At 68.5% G+C, this 25174-nt stretch carries 18 protein-coding genes; 10 read left to right on the forward strand and 8 right to left on the reverse strand.

The window, feature by feature from the left end; genetic code table 11:
- Nucleotides 1-158: 158 nt before the first annotated feature.
- Nucleotides 159-806 (forward strand): hypothetical protein, encoded by a 648-nt coding sequence (locus Bsp3421_RS03560; RefSeq protein ID WP_273996968.1) that lies wholly within the window; start codon nucleotides 159-161, stop codon nucleotides 804-806.
- Between the two features lie 42 nt (nucleotides 807-848).
- Here Bsp3421_RS03560 and Bsp3421_RS03565 read toward each other — a convergent pair whose 3' ends face one another.
- From Bsp3421_RS03565 to Bsp3421_RS03585, 5 genes are all read right to left on the reverse strand, one after another.
- Nucleotides 849-2318 (reverse strand): efflux transporter outer membrane subunit, encoded by a 1470-nt coding sequence (locus Bsp3421_RS03565; protein ID WP_443111464.1) that lies wholly within the window; start codon nucleotides 2316-2318, stop codon nucleotides 849-851.
- 3 nt (nucleotides 2319-2321) lie between these two features.
- Complete coding sequence (locus Bsp3421_RS03570) at nucleotides 2322-5648, reverse strand: efflux RND transporter permease subunit (RefSeq protein WP_273996969.1); 3327 nt, start codon at nucleotides 5646-5648, stop codon at nucleotides 2322-2324.
- Nucleotides 5645-8788: an efflux RND transporter permease subunit gene (locus Bsp3421_RS03575; protein WP_273996970.1), complete on the reverse strand. Its 3144-nt coding sequence runs from the start codon at nucleotides 8786-8788 to the stop codon at nucleotides 5645-5647. Before Bsp3421_RS03575 ends, Bsp3421_RS03570 begins: the two co-directional genes overlap by 4 nt.
- 21 nt (nucleotides 8789-8809) lie before the next feature.
- Nucleotides 8810-10063 carry an efflux RND transporter periplasmic adaptor subunit gene (locus Bsp3421_RS03580; RefSeq protein WP_273996971.1) on the reverse strand — a complete coding sequence of 418 codons (1254 nt, stop codon included), beginning with the start codon at nucleotides 10061-10063 and terminating at the stop codon, nucleotides 8810-8812.
- Between the two features lie 248 nt (nucleotides 10064-10311).
- Complete coding sequence (locus tag Bsp3421_RS03585) at nucleotides 10312-10632, reverse strand: hypothetical protein (RefSeq protein WP_273996972.1); 321 nt, start codon at nucleotides 10630-10632, stop codon at nucleotides 10312-10314.
- 505 nt (nucleotides 10633-11137) lie between these two features.
- Here Bsp3421_RS03585 and Bsp3421_RS03590 point away from each other — a divergent pair.
- Nucleotides 11138-12178: a serine hydrolase domain-containing protein gene (locus Bsp3421_RS03590; protein WP_273996973.1), complete on the forward strand. Its 1041-nt coding sequence runs from the start codon at nucleotides 11138-11140 to the stop codon at nucleotides 12176-12178.
- A gap of 55 nt (nucleotides 12179-12233) precedes the next feature.
- Here the strand turns inward: Bsp3421_RS03590 and Bsp3421_RS03595 are convergent, their stop codons facing one another.
- A complete protein-coding gene (locus Bsp3421_RS03595; protein WP_273996974.1) occupies nucleotides 12234-12968 on the reverse strand; it encodes a DUF7868 domain-containing protein in 735 nt (244 codons plus the stop codon).
- A gap of 205 nt (nucleotides 12969-13173) precedes the next feature.
- On the opposite strand from Bsp3421_RS03595, the gene sbcD reads away from it, so the two are divergent.
- The 3 genes from sbcD (at nucleotide 13174) to Bsp3421_RS03610 (ending at nucleotide 18403) form a co-directional block, all read left to right on the forward strand.
- Nucleotides 13174-14415 (forward strand): exonuclease subunit SbcD, encoded by a 1242-nt coding sequence (gene sbcD, locus Bsp3421_RS03600; protein WP_273996975.1) that lies wholly within the window; start codon nucleotides 13174-13176, stop codon nucleotides 14413-14415.
- On the forward strand, nucleotides 14412-17912 hold the full coding sequence (locus Bsp3421_RS03605) for an AAA family ATPase (RefSeq protein WP_273996976.1): 3501 nt from the start codon (nucleotides 14412-14414) through the stop codon (nucleotides 17910-17912). The genes sbcD and Bsp3421_RS03605 overlap by 4 nt, the downstream gene beginning before the upstream one ends.
- A gap of 92 nt (nucleotides 17913-18004) precedes the next feature.
- Entirely contained in the window at nucleotides 18005-18403 is a 399-nt protein-coding gene (locus tag Bsp3421_RS03610) for a DUF1801 domain-containing protein (protein WP_273996977.1), read from the forward strand.
- Between the two features lie 27 nt (nucleotides 18404-18430).
- Here the strand turns inward: Bsp3421_RS03610 and pdxR are convergent, their stop codons facing one another.
- On the reverse strand, nucleotides 18431-19906 hold the full coding sequence (gene pdxR / locus Bsp3421_RS03615; RefSeq protein WP_273996978.1) for a MocR-like pyridoxine biosynthesis transcription factor PdxR: 1476 nt from the start codon (nucleotides 19904-19906) through the stop codon (nucleotides 18431-18433).
- Nucleotides 19907-20060: 154 nt separating this feature from the next.
- Here pdxR and Bsp3421_RS03620 point away from each other — a divergent pair, with 154 nt between their 5' ends.
- From Bsp3421_RS03620 to Bsp3421_RS03640, 5 genes are all read left to right on the forward strand, one after another.
- Nucleotides 20061-20849, forward strand: coding sequence for an aldolase (locus Bsp3421_RS03620; protein ID WP_273996979.1), 789 nt, complete (start codon nucleotides 20061-20063; stop codon nucleotides 20847-20849).
- Between the two features lie 32 nt (nucleotides 20850-20881).
- The gene (locus Bsp3421_RS03625; RefSeq protein ID WP_273996980.1) at nucleotides 20882-21775 is read left to right on the forward strand and encodes a dihydrodipicolinate synthase family protein; all 894 of its coding nucleotides are present in this window, start codon (nucleotides 20882-20884) and stop codon (nucleotides 21773-21775) included.
- Between the two features lie 344 nt (nucleotides 21776-22119).
- Nucleotides 22120-23295, forward strand: a complete 1176-nt coding sequence (locus Bsp3421_RS03630) for an ImmA/IrrE family metallo-endopeptidase (protein ID WP_273996981.1) — start codon at nucleotides 22120-22122, stop codon at nucleotides 23293-23295.
- A complete protein-coding gene (locus tag Bsp3421_RS03635) occupies nucleotides 23292-23789 on the forward strand; it encodes a PIN domain-containing protein (RefSeq protein WP_273996982.1) in 498 nt (165 codons plus the stop codon). The genes Bsp3421_RS03630 and Bsp3421_RS03635 overlap by 4 nt, the downstream gene beginning before the upstream one ends.
- Before the next feature lie 107 nt (nucleotides 23790-23896).
- Nucleotides 23897-24112: a DUF3820 family protein gene (locus tag Bsp3421_RS03640; protein WP_273998437.1), complete on the forward strand. Its 216-nt coding sequence runs from the start codon at nucleotides 23897-23899 to the stop codon at nucleotides 24110-24112.
- Between the two features lie 176 nt (nucleotides 24113-24288).
- Here the strand turns inward: Bsp3421_RS03640 and Bsp3421_RS03645 are convergent, their stop codons facing one another.
- Nucleotides 24289-24981 (reverse strand): hypothetical protein, encoded by a 693-nt coding sequence (locus Bsp3421_RS03645; RefSeq protein WP_273996983.1) that lies wholly within the window; start codon nucleotides 24979-24981, stop codon nucleotides 24289-24291.
- Between the last annotated feature and the right edge of the window lie 193 nt (nucleotides 24982-25174).

Consider the following 25174-nt stretch of genomic DNA (forward strand, 5'->3'; position numbering starts at 1 on the left):
ATCTGTAAGATTCGGATCGCCAATGACTTACGATCCTTTCCATTCATCGACAAATCTCCACGCAGGGCCACACATTCTTCACGTAACGATTGGTAATCGTCGGTAACATTTCGCGAAAGTCGTTCCAGCAAACACCAAGAAGCGAAGTGCATCCGCCCATGCGAGAAGTCAGCGCGCCCGACCAGCCGCCCATCCTCACCGTCCCTGTTCCTCACGCCGTGCAGCCCGTCCTCGATGAAGTCATTCATCGCAGCGTGTCGGAATCGACCACCAAGCATGGCTACATGCGCTGCGCCGACTACGCGATCGTCGGCGCGCGGGTCCTGAGCCTGCTGACCGGCGCGCGCTACCGGCCCATCGCGGGCGGCGAGGTGATGGATTTCGGCGCGGGCAATCTCTACGTGCTGTGCACGACGCGCGAGCGTCGCCGCACCGCGCGCCACCTGTCGCTGCTCGCGCGCTATCACTGCTGGATCGAGGCGGAGCATGCCGACGCCGGCGGCGTGGCGCGCACGGAGGTGGTCGACTTCACGCTCCGCCACGATCCGATCGTCGCCCGCACGCTCGGCATGGCGTTCGCCGGGCCGACGAACAGCTACTTCTGGGGCTGGGACGACGAGCATCGCGTCCCGCCGCAGCTGCACGATCATCCGGCCTTCGCGAAACAGGGGCCGTACTGGCGCTGGGAGGAACGCGAATGCACGTCGCTGTTGCGCGCCTACGAGCGCGAACGGCCCGCGTACTTCAGCAAGCAGGTGTCGCGCGCGCTGCACCTGTTCGCCGAACGGATCGAATACCACGCGTGAGCCGCGCTCAGGCGCGACGGCGGATGCCGACCCGGCCTGCCCTCACCCCGCGTCGCGCGCCGGCGGCGTCACGGTGTCGATCCGCGTGACATTCCAGCCGCCGCCGAGATCGCCGAACAGCGTCGCGGCCGCCACCAGCCGCTGCTGCTGCACGTTCAGCGCGCTCTGCTGCAAATTGAGCAAGGTGGCCTGCGCGGTCGAAACCGTCGTGTAGTCGACGGTGCCCGCCTGATACTCGTTGAACGCGATCTCGGCTCCGCGTTTCGCGTTCGTCACCGCGCGCGCGAGCGCATCGGCCTGGGCCGCCAGCACCCGCACGCTCGCGAGATCGTCCTCGACGTTCTGCAACGCGGCCAGCACCGTGCCGCGATAGCTCGCGACCGCCGCGTCGTAGGTCGCGCGCGCGGCCGCGACTTCGCCGCTGCGCAGCCCGCCGTCGAACAGCGTCTCCGACGCGCTGCCGCCGAGCGACCACACATAGTTCGCGACATGCAGCAGCCCCGCCAGCGGCGACGCGCTGAAGCCCGCGGCCGCGGACAGCGAGATCGTCGGATAGTAGGCGGCGATCGCGACGCCGATCGCCGCGTTCGCGGACGCCATCTGCCGTTCGGCGACCGCGATGTCGGGCCGCCGCTGCAACAGCGTCGACGGCACGCCGACCGGCACGTCGGGCAGCGCGGGCAGCGTCGCGTCGTGCGCGACCGTGAGGTCCTCGGGCGTGCGGCCGACCAGCACCGCGATCGCATGCACGTACTTCGCGCGCGATTCGTCGAGCGCGATCAGGCTCGCGCGCGCGCTGTCGAGCTGGGTCTGCGCGGTGACGAGATCGGACGGCGGGATCGTGCCGGCCCGATCCTGGTCCGCGATCACGCGCAGATAATCCTCATACGCCTTCACGGTCGCCTGGAGCAGATCGATGTTCGCATCGGTGACGCGCAGGTCGATCACGGTCGTCGCGAGCGTGACCTGTTCCGACAAGGTTGCGTTCGCATAGGTCGCCGCGCTCGCCTGCGCGCTCGCGCGGCGCTCCTCGAGCGTGCGCCGCACCTCGCCCCACAGATCGGGCGACCAGCTGACGTTGCCTTCGAGCGCGCCGCTGTTCCCGATCGAACTCACGCCGGCCGCCGCGCTGCGCTGACGCGTCGCCGACCCGGTCGCGGACAGCGTCGGGAACAGCCCAGCGCGCGCCTCGCGCACGAGCGCCAGCGCCTGCTGGTAGTTGTAGTAATCCTGCCGCACGGTCTGGTTCGACACCGCGACGAGCGGCTCCAGTTCGTCGAGCAGCGGATCGTGGAAGGCGGTCCACCAGTCGCCTTTCGGGCCGTCCGCGTCGGGCGCGGCCTGGGTCCAGCCGGGCAGCTCGCGGTAGGCGGCCGGCGGCGCGACCGACGGCGCGTGATAGTCGGGGCCGACCATGCAGCCGCCCAGCGCCAGCGCGACGGCAACGGCGGCCGCCACGCCCGACGCGACGGCGCGGGCCCGGGGGGCGGAAACGGCAGGAAGGCGCTTCATCGTTCAGGACCTCGTCTCGGGCCGCCGTTTCCACGGCTGCCGCGCCGACCAGCCGGCGAGACGCGCGCGCAGCCGGTCGAGATACAGATAGATCACGGGCGTCGTGTACAGCGTGAACATCTGGCTGATCAGCAGCCCGCCCATCACCGTCGCGCCGAGCGGCTGGCGCAGCGACGCGCCCTGCCCGATCGCGAGCGCGAGCGGCAGCGCGCCGAGCACGGCGGCGGCCGTCGTCATCATGATCGGCCGCAGGCGCCTCACGGCCGCCTCGTGGATCGCGCGGCGCGCGTCCGCGCCCTCGTCGCGCTGCAACTGGATCGCGACGTCGACCATCATGATCCCGTTCTTCTTCACGATGCCGATCAGCAGGATGAAGCCGATCATCGAGATCACCGAGAACGGCACGCCGAACACGAGCAGCGCAAGCGTCGCGCCGATGCCGGCGGACGGCAGCGTCGACAGAATCGTCAGCGGATGGATCGTGTTCTCGTACAGCACGCCGAGCACGAGATAGACGACCACGAGCGCCGCGAGGATCAGGAGGGGCACGGTGTTCATCGACCCCGCGAACGCCTGCGCCGCGCCCGCGAACGCGCCGTGCACCGACGCCGGCATGCCGATGTCCTGTTCGGCGTGCGCGATCGCCTCGCCCGCGCTGCTCAGCGAGCCGTTCGCCGGCAGGTTGAATGAAATGGTGCCGGCGACCAGCCCGCTCTGGTGATTGACCTGGGTCGCGGTATGGCTGTTCTCGAAGGTCGCGAAGGCCGGCAGCGGCACCATCGTCTCGGCCGCCGTGCTGTCCGCGCTGCCCGTCGAGCTGCCGCCCTTGCTGTTGGAAATGCTGTTGGTGGTCGCATTGGCTTCCGCGTTCGCGTTCTGCGCGTTGCCGCCCGCGCCGCCGCTCGTCACGGTGGCGCCGACGGTCGCGCCGGTCGCGGGCAGCGCGCCCGCCGCGGGCACGATCGCCGACGAATACTGCGTCTGCGCGGTGCCGGCCGCGTTGCCGGCCGCCGTGCTCGCGAAGATCCGCTGCAGTGACTGCGGGTACTGCCAGTACTGCGGCGCGACCTCCATCACGACGAAATACTGGTTGAGCGGGTTGTAGATCGTCGATACGGTGCGCTGGCCGAACGCGTCGTACAGCACGCTGTCGATCTGGTTCGGCTGCAGGCCGTAGCGCATCGCGGTGGCGCGATCGATCGTCACCATCGTCTGCAGGCCGTTCTGCTGCAGGTCGGAGTTCACGTCGGTCAGCTGGCCGCGATACTTGCCGAGCGCGGCGACGAGGCGCGGCGTCCACGTGTACAGCGCCCGCGGATCGTCGCTCGTCAGCGTGTACTGGTATTCCGCCGCCGACTGCCGGCCGCCGATGCGCAGGTCCTGCTGCGCCTGCAGGAACAACTGCGCGCCCGACACCGCCGCGAGCTTCGGCCGCAGGCGGTTCACGACCTCGGTCGCCGACGCATGGCGCCGCGCGAGCGGCTTCAACGCCACGAACACGTTCGCGGTGTTCAGCGCGCGGCCGCCCGTGAAGCCCGCGACCGCCGCGACGGCCGGATCCTTCTGCACGATCGACTGCAACTGCGCGAGTTTCTGCTGCATCGCCGAGAACGAGATGCTCTGGTCGGCGATGATCTGACCGATCAGCGCGCCGTTGTCCTGCTCGGGAAAGAACGTGCCGGGCAGCAGCCGGAACAGCAGCACGTTGCCGATCAGCAGCGCGATCATCACGACGCCGACCAGCCGCGTGTGATCGAGCACGGCTTCGAGCGAGCGTGCATAACCCTCGCGCGTGCGCTCGAGCAGCGCGGCGATCCAGCGCGTGCCGCGCGCGGGCGGCGCATCCGCGGCGCGACGGGTCAGCACGTAGGCGCACATGGTCGGCGTGACGGTCAGCGACACCACCATCGACAGCAGGATCGCGATCGACAGCGTGACCGCGAACTCGTGGAACAGCAGCCCGACGATGCCCGGCATCAGCAGGATCGGCAGGAACACCGCGATCAGCGACAGGCTCATCGACACCACCGTGAACGCCACCTCGGCGCTGCCGCGCAGCGCCGCCTCGCGCGGCGCGAGCCCGGCCTCGATGTAGCGCATGATGTTCTCGAGCACCACCACCGCGTCGTCGACCACGAAGCCGGTGCCGATCGTGAGCGCCATCAGCGACAGGTTGTCGATGCTGTAGCCGAGCAGGTACATCGGCCCGAAGGTGCCGATGATCGACAAGGGCAGCGCCACGGCCGGGATCAGCGTCGCGCGCGGCGACAGCAGGAACACGAACACCACGCCGATGACGAGCAGCACCGCGAGCCCGAGGGTGCGCTCGGTGTCGCCGACCGACGCGTTGATCGACTGAGAATGATCGAGCGCGATTCCGATGCGGATCGAGCTGGGCAGCGCGGCCTCGATCAGGGGCAGCCGCGCGCGGATCTGCTGCACCGTCTGCACCACGTTGCTGCCCGGTTCGGGAAACACGATCACGAGCACCGCCGACTTGCCGTTGTAGAGCCCCGCGTTGCGGATGTTCTCGTTCGAGTCGCGCACGTCCGCGAGGTCGCGCAGCTGCACCGCCGCGCCGTTGCGATAGGCGACCACCAGGTCGCGATACGGCGCGGCCTTGCCGATCTGGTCGTTCGACAGGATCTCGTAGCGATGGCCGCCCTGGTCGAGATGCCCTTTCGGGCTGTTCGCATTGGCCGCGCTGAGCGCGGCGCGCACGTCCTCCAGCCCGATGCCGTAGCTGTTGACCTTGCCGGGGTTCAACTCGACCCGCACCGAGGGCAGCGCGCCGCCGCCCAGCGTGATCTGCCCCACCCCCTGGATCTGCGACAGCTGCTGCTGGATCACCGAATCGGCGGAGTCGTACAACTGCGCCTTCGTCAGCGTGTCCGAGGTCAGCGCGAGCACCATCACTGGCGCATCGGCCGGGTTGTACTGCCGGTAGCTCGGGTTCGCGCGCAGCGTGGTCGGCAGGTCGGCGCGCGCGGCCTGGATCGCGGCCTCGACGTCGCGCGCCGCGCCGTTGATGTCGCGATCCAGGCCGAACACGATCACGATCAGCGACGAGCCGACCGTGCTGATCGAGGTCAACTCCGACACGTCGGCGATCGTGCCGAGCCGTCGTTCGAGCGGCTCGGCCACCGTCGCCGCCATGATGTCCGGGCTCGCGCCCGCCATCGTCGCCTGCACGACGATCACCGGGAAGGCGACGTTCGGCAGCGGCGCGACCGGCATCCGGAAGTAGGCGAGCGCGCCCGCCAGCAGGATCGCGATCGCGAGCAGCGTGGTCGCGACCGGACGCCGGACGAACAGCGCGGACGGGTTCACGCGCCGCTCCCGTCGCCCGGCGCGTCGGGCACGATGCCGCCGTCACCGCCGCCCGCGCGCGCGCGCCGCCGCCGGACGCGTTCGGCGATCCGGTCGAACAGCAGGTAGATCACGGGCGTCGTGAACAGCGTCAGGATCTGGCTCAGGGTCAGCCCGCCGATGATCGCGAGCCCGAGCGGACGCCGCAGCTCCGAGCCGGTGCCGGAGCCGACCAGCATCGGCAGCGCGCCCAGCATCGCCGCGAAAGTGGTCATCAGGATCGGCCGGAAGCGCAGCAGCGAGGCCTCGAAGATCGCGTCGGCGGGCGCCTTGCCGTGCTCGCGCTCCGCTTCGAGCGCGAAGTCGACGATCATGATCGCGTTCTTCTTGACGATGCCGATCAGCAGCACGATGCCGATGATGCCGATCACGTCGAGATCCGCGCCCGCGATCATCAGCGCGAGCAATGCACCGATCCCGGCCGAGGGCAGCGTCGACAGGATCGTGACCGGATGGATGAAGCTCTCGTACAGCACGCCGAGCACGATGTAGACCGCGACGAGCGCGGCGACCAGCAGGTAGACCTCGCTCGACAGCGAATCCTCGAACGCCGCCGCCGCGCCCTGGAACGACGACTGGATCGACGGCGGCAGCGCGACCTCCTGCTCGACGCGGCGCACGTCCTTGACCGCCGTGCTCAGCGACGCGCCGTTCGCGAGATTGAACGACACCGTGACCGCCGGGAACTGCGCGAGATGGCTGATCGCGAGCGGCGTGCGGGTGAGCCGGATCGTCGCGATCTGGCGCAGCGGCACCTGCCCGCTGCTGCCGGTCTGGCTCGGCAGGTACAGGTCGCCGAGCGCGGCGATGTTCGGCATCGTCTCGGGCTTCGCGACCAGGATCACGCGGTATTGGTTCGCCTGCTCGAAGATGGTCGACACGATGCGCTGGCCGAGCGCGTCGTACAGCGCGTTGTCGATGGTCGCGGGCGTGATGCCGAAGCGCGCCGCCGCCTGCCGGTTCACCTCGACCTGCACGCCCAGGCCGTCGACGTCGAGATCGCTCTGCACGTCGACGATCGACGGAATCTGCTTGAGCTTCGCGACGAGCGCCGGCACCACTTGCTGCAACACCTGCTGCGTCGGCCCGCGCAGCACGAAGCGGTACTGGTTCGGCGAGATCGTCGTGTCGAGCGTCAGGTCCTGCACCGGCTGCAGGTAGAGCCGCACCCCGGGCACGCCGGCCGCCGCCTGCTGGAGCCGCCGCGCGATCGTCTCCGCGCTCGCCGGCCGATCGTCGTGCGCGCGCAGGTTGATCAGGAAGCGGCCGTTGTTCAGCGTCGCGTTGACGCCGTCGATGCCCACGTACGAGGTCAGCGACGTAACGTCCTGGTCCTTCAGCAGCGCGTCGGCGAGCTGCGCCTGGCGGTCCACCATCGCGCCGTACGACACCGACGTGTCGGCCACGCTGATGCCCTGGATCACCCCGACGTCCTGCACCGGGAACAAGCCCTTCGGGATCACCACGTACAGCAGGATCGTCAGCACCAGCGTCGCGAGCGCGACCACGAGCGTGAGCGTCTGGTGCTGCAACACCCAGCGCAGCCCGCGCTCGTACGCATGCAGCGTGCGCTCGAAGATCCGCTCGCTGAAGCGCTCGAAGCGGCTCGGATGCGATTCCGCCTGCGCGCGCAGCATCCGCGCGCACAGCATCGGCACGACGGTCAGCGACACCACGGCCGAGATCACGATCGTCACCGCGAGCGTCACCGCGAATTCGCTGAACAGCCGGCCGATCACGCCGCCCATGAACAACAGCGGGATCAGCACGGCGATCAGCGACACCGTCAGCGACAGGATCGTGAAGCCGATCTGTCCCGCGCCCTTGAGCGCCGCGTCGAGCGGCCGCATGCCCTCCTCCAGGTAGCGCACGATGTTCTCGATCATCACGATCGAATCGTCGACCACGAAGCCCGTCGCGATGATGAGCGCCATCAGCGACAGGTTGTCGATCGAGTAATGCAGCTCGTACATCATCGCGACCGTGCCGATCAGCGAGACCGGCACCGCGATGCTCGGGATCAGCGTCGCCGGCACGTTGCGCAGGAACACGAAGATCACCATCACGACCAGCACCACCGCGAGCACCAGCTCGGTCGCCGCGTCGGACACCGAGGCGCGGATGATGCCCGTGCTGTCGCTGACGATCCGCACGTCCATGCCGGCGGGCAGCGTCGCCTCCAGCATCGGCAATTGCCGCTTGATCTGGTCGACCGTCGCGATCACGTTCGCGCCGGGCTGGCGCTGCACGTTCAGCACGATCGCCGGCGTGCGGTTCAGCCACGCGCCGCGCTCGACGTCCTGCGGCGCCTGCGACACGCGCGCGACGTCGCGCAGGAACACCGACGCGCCGTTCTGGTAGGCGATCACGGTGTCGAGGTAATCCTTCGGATCGGTGATCTGGTCGTTCGAGTTGATCGTGTAGTCGAGATCGGGGCCGTCGAAATTGCCCTTCGGCTGGCTCACGTTCACGTTGGCGAGCAGGGTGCGCAGGTCGTCGAGGTTCAGGCCGTATGCCGCCAGCTTGCGCGGGTCCGCCTCGACCCGCACCGCCGGCACGTGGCCGCCCGCCGTGGTGACGAGCCCGACGCCCGGCACCTCCGAGATCTTGGTGCCGAGCCGGTTGTTCGCCACGTCCTGCAACTGCGTGAGCGACATCGAGGTCGAGGTCACGGCGAGCGTCAGGATCGGCTGGTCGGCGGGGTTCACCTTCGCGTAGGTCGGCGGCGCGGGCAGGCCGGTCGGCAGGTAGCTGTTGGCCGCGTTGATCGCCTGCTGCACGTTCTGCTCGGCGACGTCGAGGCTCACCGCGAGATCGAACTGGAGCGTGATCACCGACGCGCCTTCCGAGCTGTACGAGATCATCTGCTGCAGGCCCGGGATCTCGCCCAGCTGCACCTCGAGCGGCGCGGTGACGGTGGTGGCCATCACGTCGGGGCTCGCGCCCGGATAGAAGGTCTGCACCTGGATCGTCGGATAGTCGACGTCGGGCAGCGACGATACGGGCAGGAACCGCACCGCGACCACCCCGACCAGCACGATCGCGATCGTCAGGAGCAGCGTCGCGACCGGCCGCAGGATGAAAAGGCGCGAGATATTCATCGCCGAGCGCGCCCCGGGCCGTCAGGCCGCGCCCGCGGCGGCCGGCCGGGACGCGTGGGCCGGGTGAGACGCGTGCGCCGCGCCGGACGCCGCGGCCGCGCCCGAGGCCGGCGCGCCGCCGCCGGCGGGGCGCGCGGCGATCTGGATCGACGCGCCGTCGCTCAGGCGGTCGACGCCGTCCGTGACGACGCGCTGCCCGGCGGCCAGCCCGGCCGTGATCGCGGTGTAGCGGCCGTCGCTCGGCCCGAGCGTGATCTTGTGCACCGACACCGTCCGGTTCGGATTGACGAGATACACGTAATTGCCCGGCGCGCCGCTCTGCACCGCGGCGGTCGGCACCAGCACCGCGTCGTGCAGGGTGTCGACTTCCAGCCGCACGTTGACGAACTCGTTCGGGAACAGCGCCTCGTCTTCGTTGGCGAAGGACGCGCGCAGCGTGACCGTGCCCGTCGCGGTGGCCATCTGATTACTGATCGCATACAGCGTGCCGGTGGCGAGCGGGCGGTCGCCGTCGCTGCTGAACGCGGCGACGGGCAGCTTCGCCCCCGCGCCGACACGCTGCAACACCGCCGACAGTTCGTTCTGGGGCACCGTGAACTGCACCGTCATCGGCTTCATCTGCGTGATCACGACAATGCCGGTCGTGCTCGACGCGGTCACGTAGTTGCCCGGATCGACGAGCCGCAGGCCCACCCGGCCCGCCACGGGCGCGGTGATGTGGCAGTAGGCGAGATCGAGATCGTATTGCGCGATGCTGGCCCGATCGGCCTGCACCGCGGCCTCGTCCTGCCGCACCGTGAACTGCTGGTCCTGGTAGGTCTGCTCGGCGATCGACTTGTGTTCCGCGAGCTGCGCGTAGCGCGCGAGATCGGCGCGCGCCTGCGCGAGGCTCGCCTGGTCCTTCGCGAGCTGGGCCTGCGCCTGCTGCTTGCTGATCTGGTACTGGCGCGGATCGATCTGCGCGAGGAACTGCCCCTTCGCGACCTCCTCGCCCTCGTGATAGCCGACCTCGGTCAGATAGCCGCTCAGCTGCGGCAGCACGGTCACCGTCGCGACCGGCGTGACCGTGCCCAGCTCGTTGAGCGCCACCGGCATGTCGCCCGACGACGCGGTCGCCACGCTCACCACCTGGGCGGTCGGCCGGCGCGCGGGCTGCGCGCGATGCAGCAGGTGGAACACGATCAGCGCGATCAGCGCGGCCAGCACGCCGAGGGCAAGCCAACGGCGCCAATGGCGCCGTGAGGGAGGCGGGGGCGCTGCGTTCGTCTCGTTCATATCCGTCTCCCGCGTCTTCGGTTCACGGCGTCGATCGCTTGAATTGTAGACGGCGCGCTCGATCGGGGCGCGCCGTCGCACGGGCTGGAGGTCACCGCGAACCGGCGCGCAGCGGGGCCGATGCAACGCGGCGCGACGGCGGGCGCGGCGCGCCTGGCGGCCGTGGAACGGAACGCCGCCCGGAACGCGTGGGGCGGCGTCGGCGCTGCGCAATGGCCGCGCCGCCTTCGGCGCGATTCAGTCCCTGCTTACCAGCGACGGTGCGACGCCCACTCCTGGCGGCCCCACCAGCGGCGGCCATCCCAGTAGCGGCCGCCGTGCCAGCCGATGCCGACGCCCACCCCGACCACGGGCACGCCGACCGGCACGACCGCCGGCACATAGGCCACCGGCGGCGGCACGACCACCACCGGCGGGGGCGGGGCGACATAGACGGGCGGCGGCGCGACGTAGACGGGCGCGGGCAGGCCGATCCCCACGCCGATCGAAACGCCCGCCACCGCGGCATGCATCGACAGGCACGCGGCCAGCGCGCCCGATCCCAGTACGACCCAACGTGCTGCTTTCATGTGTCCCCCTCATCACAGACGTGACGCCTTCAATTTAGTGGAGCGCACAGCGAATGGGTATTACGAGGGTGTAACGCGAACTTTCGAAAAATAGCAATCGCGGGCGGGAGGCGGCTGCGGCGGAGTTGTCCACAAGGCGGCGGGTGATCCGGATTCGCCGCCCGACCGTTTCCTTTCGATTGCGCTACCATCGTGCTTCGCCATGCATGAGGCGGGACCGGCGTGGGCATGCGCCGATGCTCACGCGCCCGCCACGCATCGCACCATGCCCGCCGCGCCCCTTCCCCCGAGGTCCAGCATGCGTCACCGCGGTTATCCGTTCCGCTTGCCCGGATGCGCCGGGCCGAGTGCGACTCGCGGCAATGGCCGGCGTATCGCCGACTATCCCGTATCACCACACGACACGCGCGATGGCGGATCGCCCCCGCGGGGAATCCATCTGAAATCGCCGCGGTCCGGCGCGCATGCGCCGGCCGATCGCTGAACCGTTCCGAGGAGAAATCGTTTGAGACAAGCCACGATCGCAGCCGCGCTCGCCCGGGCCGGCACGCCGATGGCGGTATGCGTCGCGAGCCGGCGCGCATCCGCGAACTGGAGCGCGGCCGCCGGTGCGGCGGATGCGTCCACCGGCCGTCCGCTCGGCGTCGACACGCCGCTGCGCGTCGCCAGCAATACGAAAATGTTCGTCGCGGCCGCGACGCTCAAACTCTGGGAACAGCGCGCGATCGACCTCGATGCGTCGATCGCGACACTGGCGAGCCCCGAGTTGGTCGCCTTGCTCGATGCGGGCGGCTATCGCACCGGTGCGATCACAGTGCGGCAGTTGTTGAGCCACAGCGCGGGGCTGTACGACCACGGCGAGGATCCGCGCTTCGTCGAGACCCTGCTCACGGACCCGTCGCATGCGTGGACGCGCGAGGAGCAGGTGCGCCTGTCGCTCGGTAGCGCCGCCGGCCCGCGCAGCGAGCCGGGTGCGCAGTTCAGCTATTCCGATACCGGCTACGTGCTGCTCGGCGACATCCTCGAACGCGTGACGGGCGCCTCGCTCGCGGCGGCGGTGCGGCAGGCGCTGCGCCTCGACGCGCGGCAACTGGGCTCGACGTGGTGGGAGTGCGTCGAGCCCGCGCCGCCCGCGATCGAGCCGCGTGCGCGGCAATTCCTGAACGGCGTCGACATGACGGACGCCAATGCGACGATGGATCTCTACGGCGGCGGCGGACTCGTGATGTCCGCGCGGGATCTGGCCGGGCTGACGCTCGACCTGTTCGACGGCCGCGTGTTCGAGCACGCGGGCACGCTGGAGGAAATGCTGCGGCCCGGTTCGCACGCCGATGCGAATGCGTATCGGCTTGGCGTGTTCGTGGGAACGATCGGCGGCATGACCTGCTACTCGCATGCGGGGTTCTGGGGCACGGTGGTCTACTACGTGCCGCCCCTCGCGCTCGCGGTGGCCGGCGTGACGACGGAGCGCACCGCGCGCCCCGCGCTCGTGGCGTTGATCGAACAGGAGATCGCGGAAGCCGGACGGTCCGCGCACGCGACATGAGCGGCGGCATCGCGCGCCGGGCGCACGCCGCCGCCCTCGCCGGCGAGGCGCGACGTCAGCGTGCTTCGCGATCGCCTCCACGGTCCGGCGACAACGCGCCCTTTCGCCCGTCGAGCGCCTCCGCGCACACGCACACCCGGCCGACATGAAGGCTCACGCCAACAGGAAGCGGCCGTTGCGGGCGGATCGAAACGATGAGTTGCCGATCCCGGAGCATGGCTTCACTGCGCAGCCGGGCGGCATGCGACGTGATGTCGACGTAGTACCGCATCCCGTCGCAGATCGCATCGCAGTCGCGGGCATCGGACAGCGCCTTGTCCACCTGGAAACCGAAGCCGTTGCGAAAGCGCCGCAAACCCGTCCGTTCGGCCAGGATGGCGATTTCGATCCCGCCCCAGCCGAACATTTCGCAAGGGCCCGTCACGTCGAGCATGTCGACGTCGTCGTAAACAGGCATGCCGATGCGCATCTGATCTCTCCTTGCGCGTTCGATGATGAACCCCGGCCGATACGCGTCGCGCCGTCGTGATCGGTCGCGCGGGTGGCGAATGGCGTCGTCCGAACGCCGCCAGGAGACCGCAGCCGCTCCGGCACCGGACCCCGGCAAGCCAAGCGATTCCGGCCGCGCACCGCGATCTCGATATGCGTGGTCTTTCGGCTCATCCCAGGAGAAATCGACATCGATGCACGGATCGAATTCGTCGCGGCCATAGGTGGGATGGCCGGGCCGCATGTCCTCCGCCGTCGGGGCAATGCGGATTGAAATGGGCGCGATCGGATTTGTCGGCAATGAGAAAGCCTTCGGCTCCGGATACGGCCTTGCTTCCTACATTCGACGCCTCGATGCAGCCGTCGGACCGACGCCGTCGAGTCCCGGCGCGATATCGGAGCGGCGACCCGCCTCGGCGCACGCGACGCATCCGCCGCACGCCGTCCCTCGCCCACTGCGCCGATCCGTTACCATTCGCCCAACCGATATTCATTCCCCTCCCACCATGCGCCTCCTCCACACCTCCGACTGGCACCTGGGCCAGAACTTCATGGGCAAGAGCCGCCAGGCGGAACATCAGGCGCTGATCGACTGGCTGCTGGCCCAGGTCGAGACGCACGCGGTCGACGCGGTCATCGTCGCCGGCGACATCTTCGACACCGGCACGCCTCCGAGCTATGCGCGCGAGCTATACAGCCGGCTCGTCGTGCGCCTGCACGAAGCGGGCGTCGCGCTGCTGCTGCTCGGCGGCAACCACGATTCCGTCGCCACGCTGCGCGAAAGCAGCGCGCTGCTCGAATGCCTGTCGGCCAGCGTCGTGCCGTCGGCCGAGGCGCCCGAGGCGCAAGTCCGCGTCCTGCCGCGACGCGGCGCGGGCCGGCAGGGCGAACCCGGCTGCGTGGTCTGCGCGATTCCGTTCATCCGCGCGCGCGACGTCATGCACAGCGCATTCGGCCAGAGCGCCGCCGACAAGCAGCAACAGTTGCTGCGCGCGATCCAGGGCTACTATCAGGCCACCTTCGATGCCGCGCAAACGCTGCGCGACACGCTCTCGCGCGAAACCGGCCGCAGGCTGCCGCTGATCGCCACCGGCCACCTGACGACGGTGGGCGCGAGCGCGACCGAATCGGTGCGCGACATCTACGTCGGCACCCTCGACGCGTTCCCGACCGCGGCCTTCCCGCCCGTCGACTATCTCGCGCTCGGCCACATCCATCGTCCGCAAAAGGTGGGCGGACATGAACACCTGCGCTACAGCGGCTCGCCGATCGCGCTCAGCTTCGACGAAGCCGCGCAACAAAAGGAAGTTCTGCTCGTCGACCTCGATGAAACCGGCTTCCGCTCCGCGACACCGCTGCCGGTGCCGGTGTTCCAGCGCCTCGTGCCGCTGCGCGGCAACCTGAAGGCCATCGCCGACGCGCTGCCGCGCATCGCGCGGGAGGCGACGCCCGAGCGGCCCGCCTGGGTCGAAATCACGGTGGCGGACGACGACTACCTGTCCGATCTTCCCGCGCGGATCCAGGCGTTGACCGACGGGCAGCCGCTGGAGGTGCTGCGCATCCGCCGCGAACGCGGCAGTGCGGCCGCGCGGCTCGACGCCAACGCGGGCGTGACGCTCGACGAACTCGATCCGCACGACGTGTTCGCGCGCCGGCTCGCGCAGGAAAACCTCGACGACGCCTTGCGCGCATCGCTGACCGAACGCTACCGGTCGATCGTGGCGGACACCGAAGCGGGGGCGGCATGAAGATCCGCAGCCTGCGTCTCAAGAATCTCAATTCGTTGCGCGGCGAATGGCGCATCGACTTCACGCAGCCGCCATTCGCCGACAACGGCCTGTTCGCGATCACCGGCCCGACCGGCGCGGGCAAGTCGACGCTGCTCGACGCGATCTGCCTCGCGCTCTATCACGAGACGCCGCGCCTGAAGACCGTCTCGCAATCGGCGAACGACATCATGACGCGGCACACGGCAGACTGCCTCGCGGAAGTGGAGTTCGAGGTGAACGGCGAGGTCTATCGCGCGTTCTGGAGCCAGCGCCGCGCGCGCGACAAGGTGGACGGCGCGTTGCAAGCGCCGCGCGTGGAGCTGTCGCGCGTGGATCCGGCCACGGGCGACGGCGCGATCCTGACGAACCACGTCAGCGAAAAGCTCAAGCGCGTGACGGAGATCACGCGCCTCGACTTCCCGCGCTTCACGCGCTCGATGATGTTGGCGCAAGGCGGCTTCGCGGCTTTCCTGAACGCGACCGCGAACGATCGCGCGGAGTTGCTCGAAGAACTGACGGGCACCGAAATCTATGGCGAGATTTCGCGGCGCGTCTACGAACAAACCGGCGCGGCGCGCGAAAAACTGAAACACCTGCGCGCGCAGGCCGACGGCATGGATCTGCTCGCGCCCGAGCAGCGCGACGCGATGCAGCAGGCGCTCGGCACGGTCGCGCAGCAGCTCGCCACGCTCGCCGGGCAGACGACGACCTTGCGCGAGCATCGGCAATGGCGTCTCGACCTGACGCAAACCGGCGCCGCCGCCGACACGGCGCAGACGCGCGTGACGCAAGCGGACGCGGCGCTCGGCGCATCGGCCGGCGCGCTCGCGACGTTGGCGGCCAGCGATCCCGCCGAAGCGCTGCGACCCGGCCACGAGGCGCTCCGTCAGGCCGACGCCGCGTTCCGGCACACGGACAGCGAACTTGCCGTCCGTCGGCAGGAACGGGATACGCAAGCGGCCGCGCTGCGCCGCGCGCATGTGACGGCGGTCAACCTCGCGGAACGCGTCGACCGGCTCGCGCAAACGCAGTTGCAGGCGCTCGACGCCGAACAGCGCGAACTCGATGCATGGTGCGCGACGCACGCGCAGCGCGCGACGCTCGGCGAACGGATCGGCGCCTGGCGGCAGCAGTTCGCGCAGCGCGCGGCGCGCGGCGCCGATCTCGACGCGCGCGCGAACACCCGGGCCGAGCTGGAACGCAAACGCACGGCGGCGCACGACGCGCTCGCTCAGCACCAGACACGACTACAGCAGGCCGAGCAGGCGCGCGCCGCATCCGATGCGCGCGTGCGGGACTTGCACGCCGCGCAGGAGCAGCGCCTCGCCGGCCGCACGCTGATCGGCTTGCGACAGCACTGGCAAGCCGCGCAGCTTGCTTGCGGCACATGGCAGAAGCTCGACGCGCTGGCCGCGCGGCAACGTGCCCGCGCAGCCGATCGCGACGCGCTGGCGTCGCGCCTGGCCGCGAGCGAGGCGGAGATCGCCGTGCATGCGGGGCAACTGACGGAGCGGCAAGCGGCGCTCGATCGACTGAGCACGCAGGTGACGGACAAACAGACCCTGCTCGAACAGGAGCAAGTGATTCGCAGCCTCGCCGAGCATCGCGACCGGTTGGAATCGGGCAAGCCATGCCCGCTGTGCGGCGCGACCGAGCACCCGGCCATCTCGGCATACAGCAAGCTCGACGTATCGGCGACCCAGCGCGCGTTGCAGGCGCTGACCGCCGAGCGGCTCGAATCCGAGAAACACGTCCGCGCGCACGCCGAGGCGCTGTCCGCGCGTCGCGCGACGCACGACCAGCAGCGCGCGCAGCAAACGGCCCTGCTGACCGAACTCGCCGCCGCGCAACAGGAGTGGGACACCTCGCGCGCCGCGCTGACGCCGGACGGCTCGCTCGCGCCGGACGACTGGCGGCACGGCGAACGGATCGCCACGGGCCGAACCGCGGCGGAACGCGCGACGGACGCGCTGAAACACACGCTCGACGCCGTCGAGCAGGCGGAAGAGACCTTGAACGGCGCACGCAAGGCCGAGGCAGGCAACGTCGCGGCGCTCGAACAGGCACGCTCCGCGCATGCGCTGCACACGCAGTCGATCCAGGCACTGACCGAGCGGCTGGACGGTCTTGGACGCGAATTGGCCGACCTGCGCGCCGCGCACGCGCGCGACGAGGCCGCCCTGCTGACCTCGCTCGCCGAAGCGGACCTCGCCCGCGACGCCTTGCCGAACGATCCCGACGTCTGGCTGCGCGAACGCGACGACGCATGGCGGGAATGGCAGCGGACCCAGCAGCGCCTGCAAGCGCTGGCGCAAGCGCGTTCGCGGCAACAGACCCAGTGCGAGGTCGCCCGCGCCCAGCTCGCCGACTGGCGCGCGCGCACTCACACGTCCGCTCCGCAAGCGGACCTGTTCAGTTCGGATCAGGCCGTGGCGCACGACGAACCGGCCGACATGCATGCCCTCGACGCGCGCGACGACCCCGCGCAAGCACTCGCCGTCTGCGCGGCGCGCATCGACACCCTCACGCACGACGTCACCGCGCTCGAAGGCCGCCTCGCGCAACTCGAGACATCGCGCGCGCAACAACGCGCGGCGGTCGCGACGGCGGAAACCAACTGGCTCGCCGCACGCGCCGCCAGCCCCTTCGCCGACGACGCGGCCTTCCTCGCCGCGCTGCTGCCCGCCGACGAACGCAAGCGCCTGCATGAACTGAAGCACGGACTGGAACGGGAACAGCAGACGGCGCGCGCGCTGCTGCAAGCCGCGCAGGAAAAACTCGCCGGCCTGCGCGCGCAGGCGCGCACCGACGCGACGCTCGACACGCTGACCGAACACATCGACGCGCTCGACAAGGAAACCGCGGGCTTGAACGAACAGCTCGGCAGCGTGCGCGGCCTGCTCGCGCGCGACGACGCCTTGCGCCGCAGCCAGCAGGCGCTGCTCGAACAGATCCAGGCGCAGACCGCGGACACCGATCTCTGGCAACATCTCGACGCGCTGATCGGTTCGGCGCGCGGCGACAAGTTCCGCAAGTTCGCGCAGGGGCTCACGCTCGACCATCTGCTGATGCTCGCGAACCGTCACCTCGACCGCCTGCATGCGCGCTACCTGCTCAGGCGCAAGCCGAGCGGCGAGCTGGAACTGGAGATCGTCGACCGCTGGCAGGCCGACGTGACGCGCGACACGCGCACGCTGTCGGGCGGCGAAAGCTTCCTCGTCAGCCTGGCGCTCGCGCTCGCGCTGTCCGACCTCGTGAGCCACCGGACCTCGATCGATTCCCTGTTCCTCGACGAGGGATTCGGCACGCTCGACGGCGACACGCTCGAAATCGCCCTCGACGCGCTCGATGCGCTCAACGCGAGCGGCAAGATGATCGGCGTCATCAGCCACGTCGACGGGCTCAAGGAGCGCATCGCCACGCAGATCCGCGTGGAGAAAGGCGGCGGCATCGGGCATTCGCGGCTCGTCGTCTAGGCACGGCGTGCGCGGCGGCCGCCGTAGTGGAATAATCGACGCTCGGCCCGTCGTCCGGAGCCGGAGCCACATACGCACGAGGAGACAGAGCCATGACGCGCAGCGCATCGCAAGACCCGTCGTCCGCATCCCGGCTGATCGACGCGCGCATCGCGGAACTCGCCGATTGGCGCGGCGCGCTGCTGGCGCGGCTGCGGGCGCTGATCCACGCGGCCGATCCCGAGGTCGTCGAGGAATGGAAGTGGCGCGGCGTGCCCGTCTGGTCGCACGACGGCCTGATCTGCACCGGCGAGACCTACCAACGCGTCGTGAAGATGACCTTCGCGAAAGGCGCGGCGCTGCCGGATCCGGCGGGGCTTTTCAACGCAAGCCCCGAAGGCAGCACGCGCCGCGCGATCGATTTCCACGAAAGCGACGCGGTCGATGAAACGGCGTTGAAAGCGCTCATCCGCGCCGCCGTGCAGCTCAATCAGTCGAAAACCCGCCGTTGAACCGTCCCGCGTCCGTCGCGCCGCGCCTCACCCCGCCACGGCGCGCGCGATCGAGCCCAGCCGCCGGAACGTCGCGCGCAGCTCGCGCTCATCGAGGTTGCCGTACCCGAGCCGGATCGCCTGCACGTCCTCGTCCCGCTCGGTAAAGCGCCGCCCCGCCAGCAACGGAATGCCCGCGTCGGCCGCGCGCGCGACGAACGCGGGCACCGGCAAGCGCTCGGCGAAGCGCAGCCACAATGCGAGCCCGCCTGCCGGCAGCGTGAAGCGCACGTCGTCGCCGAAGCAGCGCTCGACCAGCGTCGCGCACAGATCGCGGCGCTGCGCGTAGGTCTTCAGCGCGCGCCGGATGTGCCGCCGCAGCTCGCCGCTCGCCATCAGCTCCGCGCACGCCAGCTCCGTCAGCGCGCTGCCTTGCCGGTCGATCAGCATGACCTGCGCGGCGCAGCGCTCGATCACCGCCTTCGACGCCACCACGAAGCCGATGCGCAGCCCCGGCGCGAGCACCTTCGACAGCGAGCCGATGAAGAACACCCGCTCGGGCGCCGCCATGCTCGCGAGCGGAAACACCGGGTTGTGCGTGAAATGAAACTCGGGATCGTAATCGTCCTCCACGATCATGAAGCCATGCCGGCGCGAGAGGTCGAGCAGCTTCAGGCGGCGGTCGGCCGGCAGCGTCACGGTGGTCGGAAACTGATGGTGCGGCGTCGTGAACACGGCGCGCACCGGCGTCTTGCGGCACACCGCATCGAGCGATTCCGGCACGAGGCCATGCTCGTCCAGCTCGACCGACGCGAGCGACGCGCCGCACGACAGGAACGCCGCGCGCGCCGGCGGATAGCTGAGCGATTCGAACGCGACGGTATCGCCGGGGCGCACCAGCAGGCGGGCCGCGAGAAAGATGCCCATCTGGCTGCCGCGCACCACGCAGATATTGTCCGCCGTGACCGTCAGCGCGCGCTCCGCGCGCAGCATCGCGGCGATCGCCTCGCGCAATGCCGGCTCGCCGCGCGGGTCGCCGTAGCCGAGCGGATTCGCGCGCGTCGCGGCCAGCGCATGACGAAACGCCCGCGACAGCGCATCGACCGCGACGAGCCGCGTGTCCGGCGTGCCGTCGCCGAACGCGCGCGGCGGCGCATCGGCGGCCGTCGCGCGCATCGCCGCGCGGCCGAGCGCGACGCCGTCGTTCGCGAGCCCCGCGTCGAAAACGGGTGCGTCCTCGCGCGGCCGCGCCGTATCGCGCGACGGCAGCCGCGACGACACGAAGCTGCCGCGCTTGGGTTCGGTGTCGATCCAGCCGAGCGCGGCCAGCTCGTCGTAGGCGAGCACGACCGTCTTGCGGTTCACGCCCAGGTCCTGGGCCAGCACGCGGCTGCCGGGCAAGGCCGAGCCCGGCGTCAGGCGGCCGCTGCGAATGTCGTCGGCAATCGCGCGCACGATGCGCGCGTGCATCGATTCGTCGGCGTCGCGCGCCGGCTTGAGCAGCAGCTTCCAGTTGCGCAGCATCCGTACCCTCTTCCTCATCTGGACCAGTAAAAATTATAAATCTGGATGTTTTTAATCATCCAGATTCTTCATAGGATGGCTTCTCCGCACCGGCATCCGGCCCACCCATCCGCGACGCCGGCCCGCCTTCCCCCTCGATACCGGGAGTTTTTCGATGGCCAATACCTTGACGCTGTCCAAGACCGAACTGATCGACACCGCGCACCAGCAGATGCGCACCGTCGTCCCCGAACTGCCGTGGTCCACGCGCGAGAAACTCGCGCTGACCTGCCGGATCCTGTTCGAACAGGGCCACGACTCCGGCCTCGCCGGGCAGATCACCGCGCGGGCGGATACGCCCGACACCTATTACACGCAGCGCTTCGGGCTCGGCTTCGACGAGATCACCGCGTCGAACCTCGTGCACGTGGATCAGGATCTGAAGCTGGTGTCGGGCGAAGGCATGCCGAATCCGGCGAACCGCTTCCACACCTGGGTCTATCGCGCGCGGCCTGATGTGAACTGCATCATCCATACGCATCCGCTGCACGTGGCCGCGCTGTCGATGCTCGAAGTGCCGCTCGTGATCGCGCAGATGGATCTGTGCCCGCTCCACGACGACTGCGCGTTCCTTGCACGCTGGCCCGGCGTGCCCGTGGGCAACGAGGAAGGCGAGATCATCTCCGGCGCGCTCGGCGACCGGCGCGCGATCCTGCTGGCGCATCACGGGCAGCTCGTGACCGGGCGCACGGTCGAGGAGGCGTGCGGGCTGGCGCTGCTGATCGAGCGCGCCGCCCGGTTGCAGCTGCTCGCGATGGCGGCGGGCGAGGTGAAGCCGATTCCGCCGGAGCTGGGCCGCGAGGCGCACGACTGGATTTCCACGCCGAAGCGCGATCAGGCGACCTTCGGGTATTTCGCGCGCCGGGTGCTGCGCAGCGATGCGCATCGCGACTGTGTGAACTGATGCGATTTCGACACTGAACAGGAGTACGCCTCATGACCTCCCCTGCTTTTCACGGCATCATCGCCTATCCCGTCACGCCGTTCCGCCACGATGGCGGCGTGGATCTGCCCGCGCTCGGCGAGCTGATCGACCGGCTCGTCGCGCGCGGCTCGCACGGCATCGCGCCGCTCGGCAGCACCGGGGAAAGCGCCTATCTCGACGACGCGGAATGGGAACAGGTTGCCGAGGCTTCGATTACGCGCGTCGCGAAGCGATTGCCCGTGATCGTCGGCATTTCGGACCTGACGACCCAGCGTGCGATCCGGCGCGCGCGCTTCGCGGAGCAAACCGGCGCGGATGCGGTGATGGTGTTGCCGATCGCGTATTGGACGCTGAGCGAGGACGAGATCTTCGCGCACTACGCCGCGATCGCGGGCAAGATCGGCGTACCGATCATGGTCTACAACAACCCGGCGACGAGCGGCATCGACATGCGGCCCGAGTTGATCGCGAGGCTGGCGCGCGAGATCGACAACGTGACGATGATCAAGGAAAGCACCGGCGACATTCAGCGCATGCATCGGATCGTGCAGCTGACCGACGGGCGCGTGCCGTTTTTCAACGGAAGCAATCCGCTGGCGCTCGAGGCATTCGCGGCCGGCGCGGCCGGGTGGTGCACGGCCGCGCCGAATCTGTTGCCCGATGCGCCGAGGCGCTTGTATGACGCGTGCCGCGAGGGTGATCTGGCGCGCGCGAGAGAGGTGTTCTATGCGATGCTGCCGGTGTTGCAGTTCATTCTGAAGGGTGGGCTGCCGACTACGGTGAAGGCCGGGCTTGCGTTGCGCGGCCTTCCGGTGGGAGCGCCGCGTCCGCCGCTCGCGCCGCTTGCCGCGCCGGAGGTGGCGGTGCTGCGGGCGTTGCTTGCGGAGGCGGGCGAGGTTCAGTAGGCGCGGCGACGAGACGGGTGCGCATGCGCGGCGTTCGGCAGCGGCTTGCGCATCCGGATGCGGATCGATTGGCGCGTCGCGGGATTCGGTTTCGCGGCGAAAATTTACTATTTTTAAGCGTGATTTTTCCCTAGAGGCACGTTCGCAGTCCCGATGACACCATTCGGGCAAACAGCCGCGGCACCCACCGATGCGATGCCATCGGAGATGGAGGATTCATCTTCGTGGCAGGGCGTCGCTTCATCCGCGTGCATACGCGGAGTACCCATCGATTCTTGCTGCGAGTAACATGGAGTCCTTCGGGCCGAAGCGGAAAGCGCGGCCATCCCGGTGCTGGAGCGACGATGACCAAACGCGAACCCGTGGCAGGATTACAGCCGGAATTGCTTCGATGGGCCAGAGAGACGGTCGGTCTTTCAGTCGAAGACGCGGCAATCATGTGCAAGGTCGCGACCGCCGATGTCGCGGCTTGGGAGGCCGGATACGACGCGCCCACTTACGCCCAGTTGGAAAAGCTCGCGTATCAGGTCTACAAGCGCCCCTTGGCTGTGTTCTTTCTCCCGACGCCGCCGGAGGAACACGCCCCGCAGCGCGAATTCCGAACACTTCCCCAGAGCGACATGCAGTCGCTTGCCCGCGACACCTACCTCCAGATCCGTCGCGCACACGCCTTCCAACTGTCGCTCGACGACGTATTTGCCGGCCATAACCCGGCAGACGCGCCCGTCTGGAAAGCGATCCGCCTTTCTCCACTCGCCCCGATCGTCGAGCAGGCAAAACGCGTCCGCGATGCCCTTGGGATCACGCTGCAAGAGCAGTCCGGATGGAAGAGCGACGAGCTGGCATTGAAGCGCTGGAGAAAAGCCGTCGAGGAGGCGGGTGTTTTTGTATTCAAGTCTTCCTTCAAGCAGGAAGATATTTCGGGCTTCTGCCTGATCGACGATACGTTTCCGCTGATCTACCTGAACAACGGCACGACGAAGACCCGGCAAACGTTCAGCATGCTTCACGAGCTTGCACACATACTGCTCGGCGTGAACGGTCTCAGCAAGTTCGATCCAGGCTACATCGATCATCTTCCGCAGGCCGAAAGGAACATCGAGCGGTTCTGCAACGCCATTGCCGCCGAGGTCCTCATTCCGTCGGCGGATTTCTCGCGGCATGCGGCCATGCTCCCCGGCAACGCCGAATCCGCTTCGGAGCGGGATTTTTCAGATCTCGCCGGCCGATACGGCGTGAGCCGCGAAGCCATTCTGCGCTGCCTGCTCGATCAGGGCCGCGTCAGTGCGTCGTTCTATCGCGACAAGGCAGACCAGTGGGCGTCGCAGAAAAAAGAGAGGGCCGGCGGCAGCTACTATCTGAACCAGGGCGCATACGTGAGCGATCGCTTTGCGCGGGAAGTCGTTGGCCGGCACTACCAGCACCAACTGACCCTGGAGCAGGCTGCGGATTTCCTCGGCATCAAACCCAGGAATTTCGCCGGCTTTGAAGAGCGTGTCCTGCACGGGGCGGAGACATGACCTATGTCTTCGATACGACTTCCATCCGCTCCCTTCAACACTTCTACCCGCGTGTCTTCAAGCGTATCTGGGAGGGTCTTGAAGCACTTGTTTCGCAAAATCGGTTGATTTCGACTCGTGAGGTCCTGAACGAACTCGATCGTCAGGCTATCAGCGACGACGTGCTGAATTGGGCCAAGGAACATCGCGCGATTTTCTTGACCCCGAATGCCGAGGAGCTTCGCTTCGTCGCGACGATATTCCAGGTTCGGCATTTTCAAGCGCTGATTGGTCAACAGCAACGCTTGAAAGGCATGCCGGTCGCGGATCCATTTGTTATCGCATGCGCAAAGGTTCGCGATGGAACCCTTGTGACAGAAGAGGGATGGGCACGGCCGAGCACGTCACTGACGCCGAAACCGCATGCCGCAAAGATTCCCAACGTTTGTGCCCACTTCGGCATTCCCTGTATCGATCTCGAAGAATTCATGCATCAGCAGGAATGGCATTTTTGACCATCCGCGCAGGATGGGGAGGCCGGCCCGCGTCAACGCACACGGGCTATGAGAACCGCCTCGCCATGCCGGACATCCTGGAGTGGAAATCCGTGCACAATACGCCCATGCAAGCCCCAGACCTCGAACGCCTCGTCACCCTCGCCATGCCCTTCGGCAAATACAAAGGCCGGCTCATTGCCGATCTGCCCGGGCCGTACCTCAATTGGCTGGCTCGCGAAGGCTTCCCGCGAGGCGAGATCGGCCGCTTGCTCGCCCTGATGCACGAGATCGACCACAACGGGCTGACCCGCCTGCTCGAACCGCTGCGCAAACGCGTATAACGCCAATCAAACGCCGTCGACACGCCGCATCGATTCAGCGTTGATCGTCGATCACGATAGACGAACCGCTTGAAACCTCCAGCCTGCCCGGAAGCATCGCGCATCGCGATACGCCCGTTTTCCAACGCCCCGAAGCGGCATGCACCACCCCGTCCGGCGATCTGCGGCGCGGAACCCTACTCGGTCACCTTGATTGTGTCGCGGATCTTGTCGATCAACGAAGCGCCTTCGGCCCCGTTCAAGCTTGAATAGCCCTGCGTGATGACGATCTGACGGCGGTCCGTCAAAACTGCCGTGATGCGAACCGTCCTGGGCGCTTCGCCGGCCTTGCTTCTTTCATAGCGGGTCACCAGGGCAGGTCTTCCGTCGAACGCCTCCAGCTTCGTCCCGTCGAAACGGATCAAGCTGGCACCCGTGGCCGTCAACGCCTCTCGCAGATGCGCTTGATTCAGGCGCGACACGGCTTCCGGTTCCTGCTGGGCCTCGCGTCGCACGACATCCGCCGCGCCGGGCGCCAAATCGATGGATTGAATCGACATCGACGCCGCTGTCGGCCCGGGGCCGGTTCGGGCAGCAAGCAGGGTGCGGGTCGATGCGGCCAGTTGGCGCTCGCCGATGCCGTTCGCGGCTTCGCTCACGTCATGCTGCAGACGATTCTTTCTGGAGTCGCTCAGCAGCAGCCAATCCGCCGGCAGGCTCAGGTCGATCCCTTCCGGCAGGTGAATCGGCACCAGCACCGGCGCGCCGGGTTGGCCGAGCGGCGCGGCATCGGCGGCGCGCGACGCGAGCGGCGCGAACAGCGCACCGACTGCGACGAGAAGCAGGGTGCTGCGGCGGACAGCGCCGATAAACCGGTGAGCGTGAGCCATGTTTGCGCGTTGTTGTTTAGCCGGGCTGCCGCGATTCTACCGAAAACCCTCATGGCGGCTGTGCGCCGGGTTCCCGGCATCCGCGCCCGGCTCCGGCGCGGCCGTCGATTGAACGTCGACGCACGACTCGAATAGGCCTCACCGCCGCTCTCCGGCACACCGCATACGGGCCCGCGTTAGTATGCGGGTTGCC

Source organism: Burkholderia sp. FERM BP-3421, assembly GCF_028657905.1.
Taxonomy (GTDB): Bacteria; Pseudomonadota; Gammaproteobacteria; order Burkholderiales; family Burkholderiaceae; genus Burkholderia.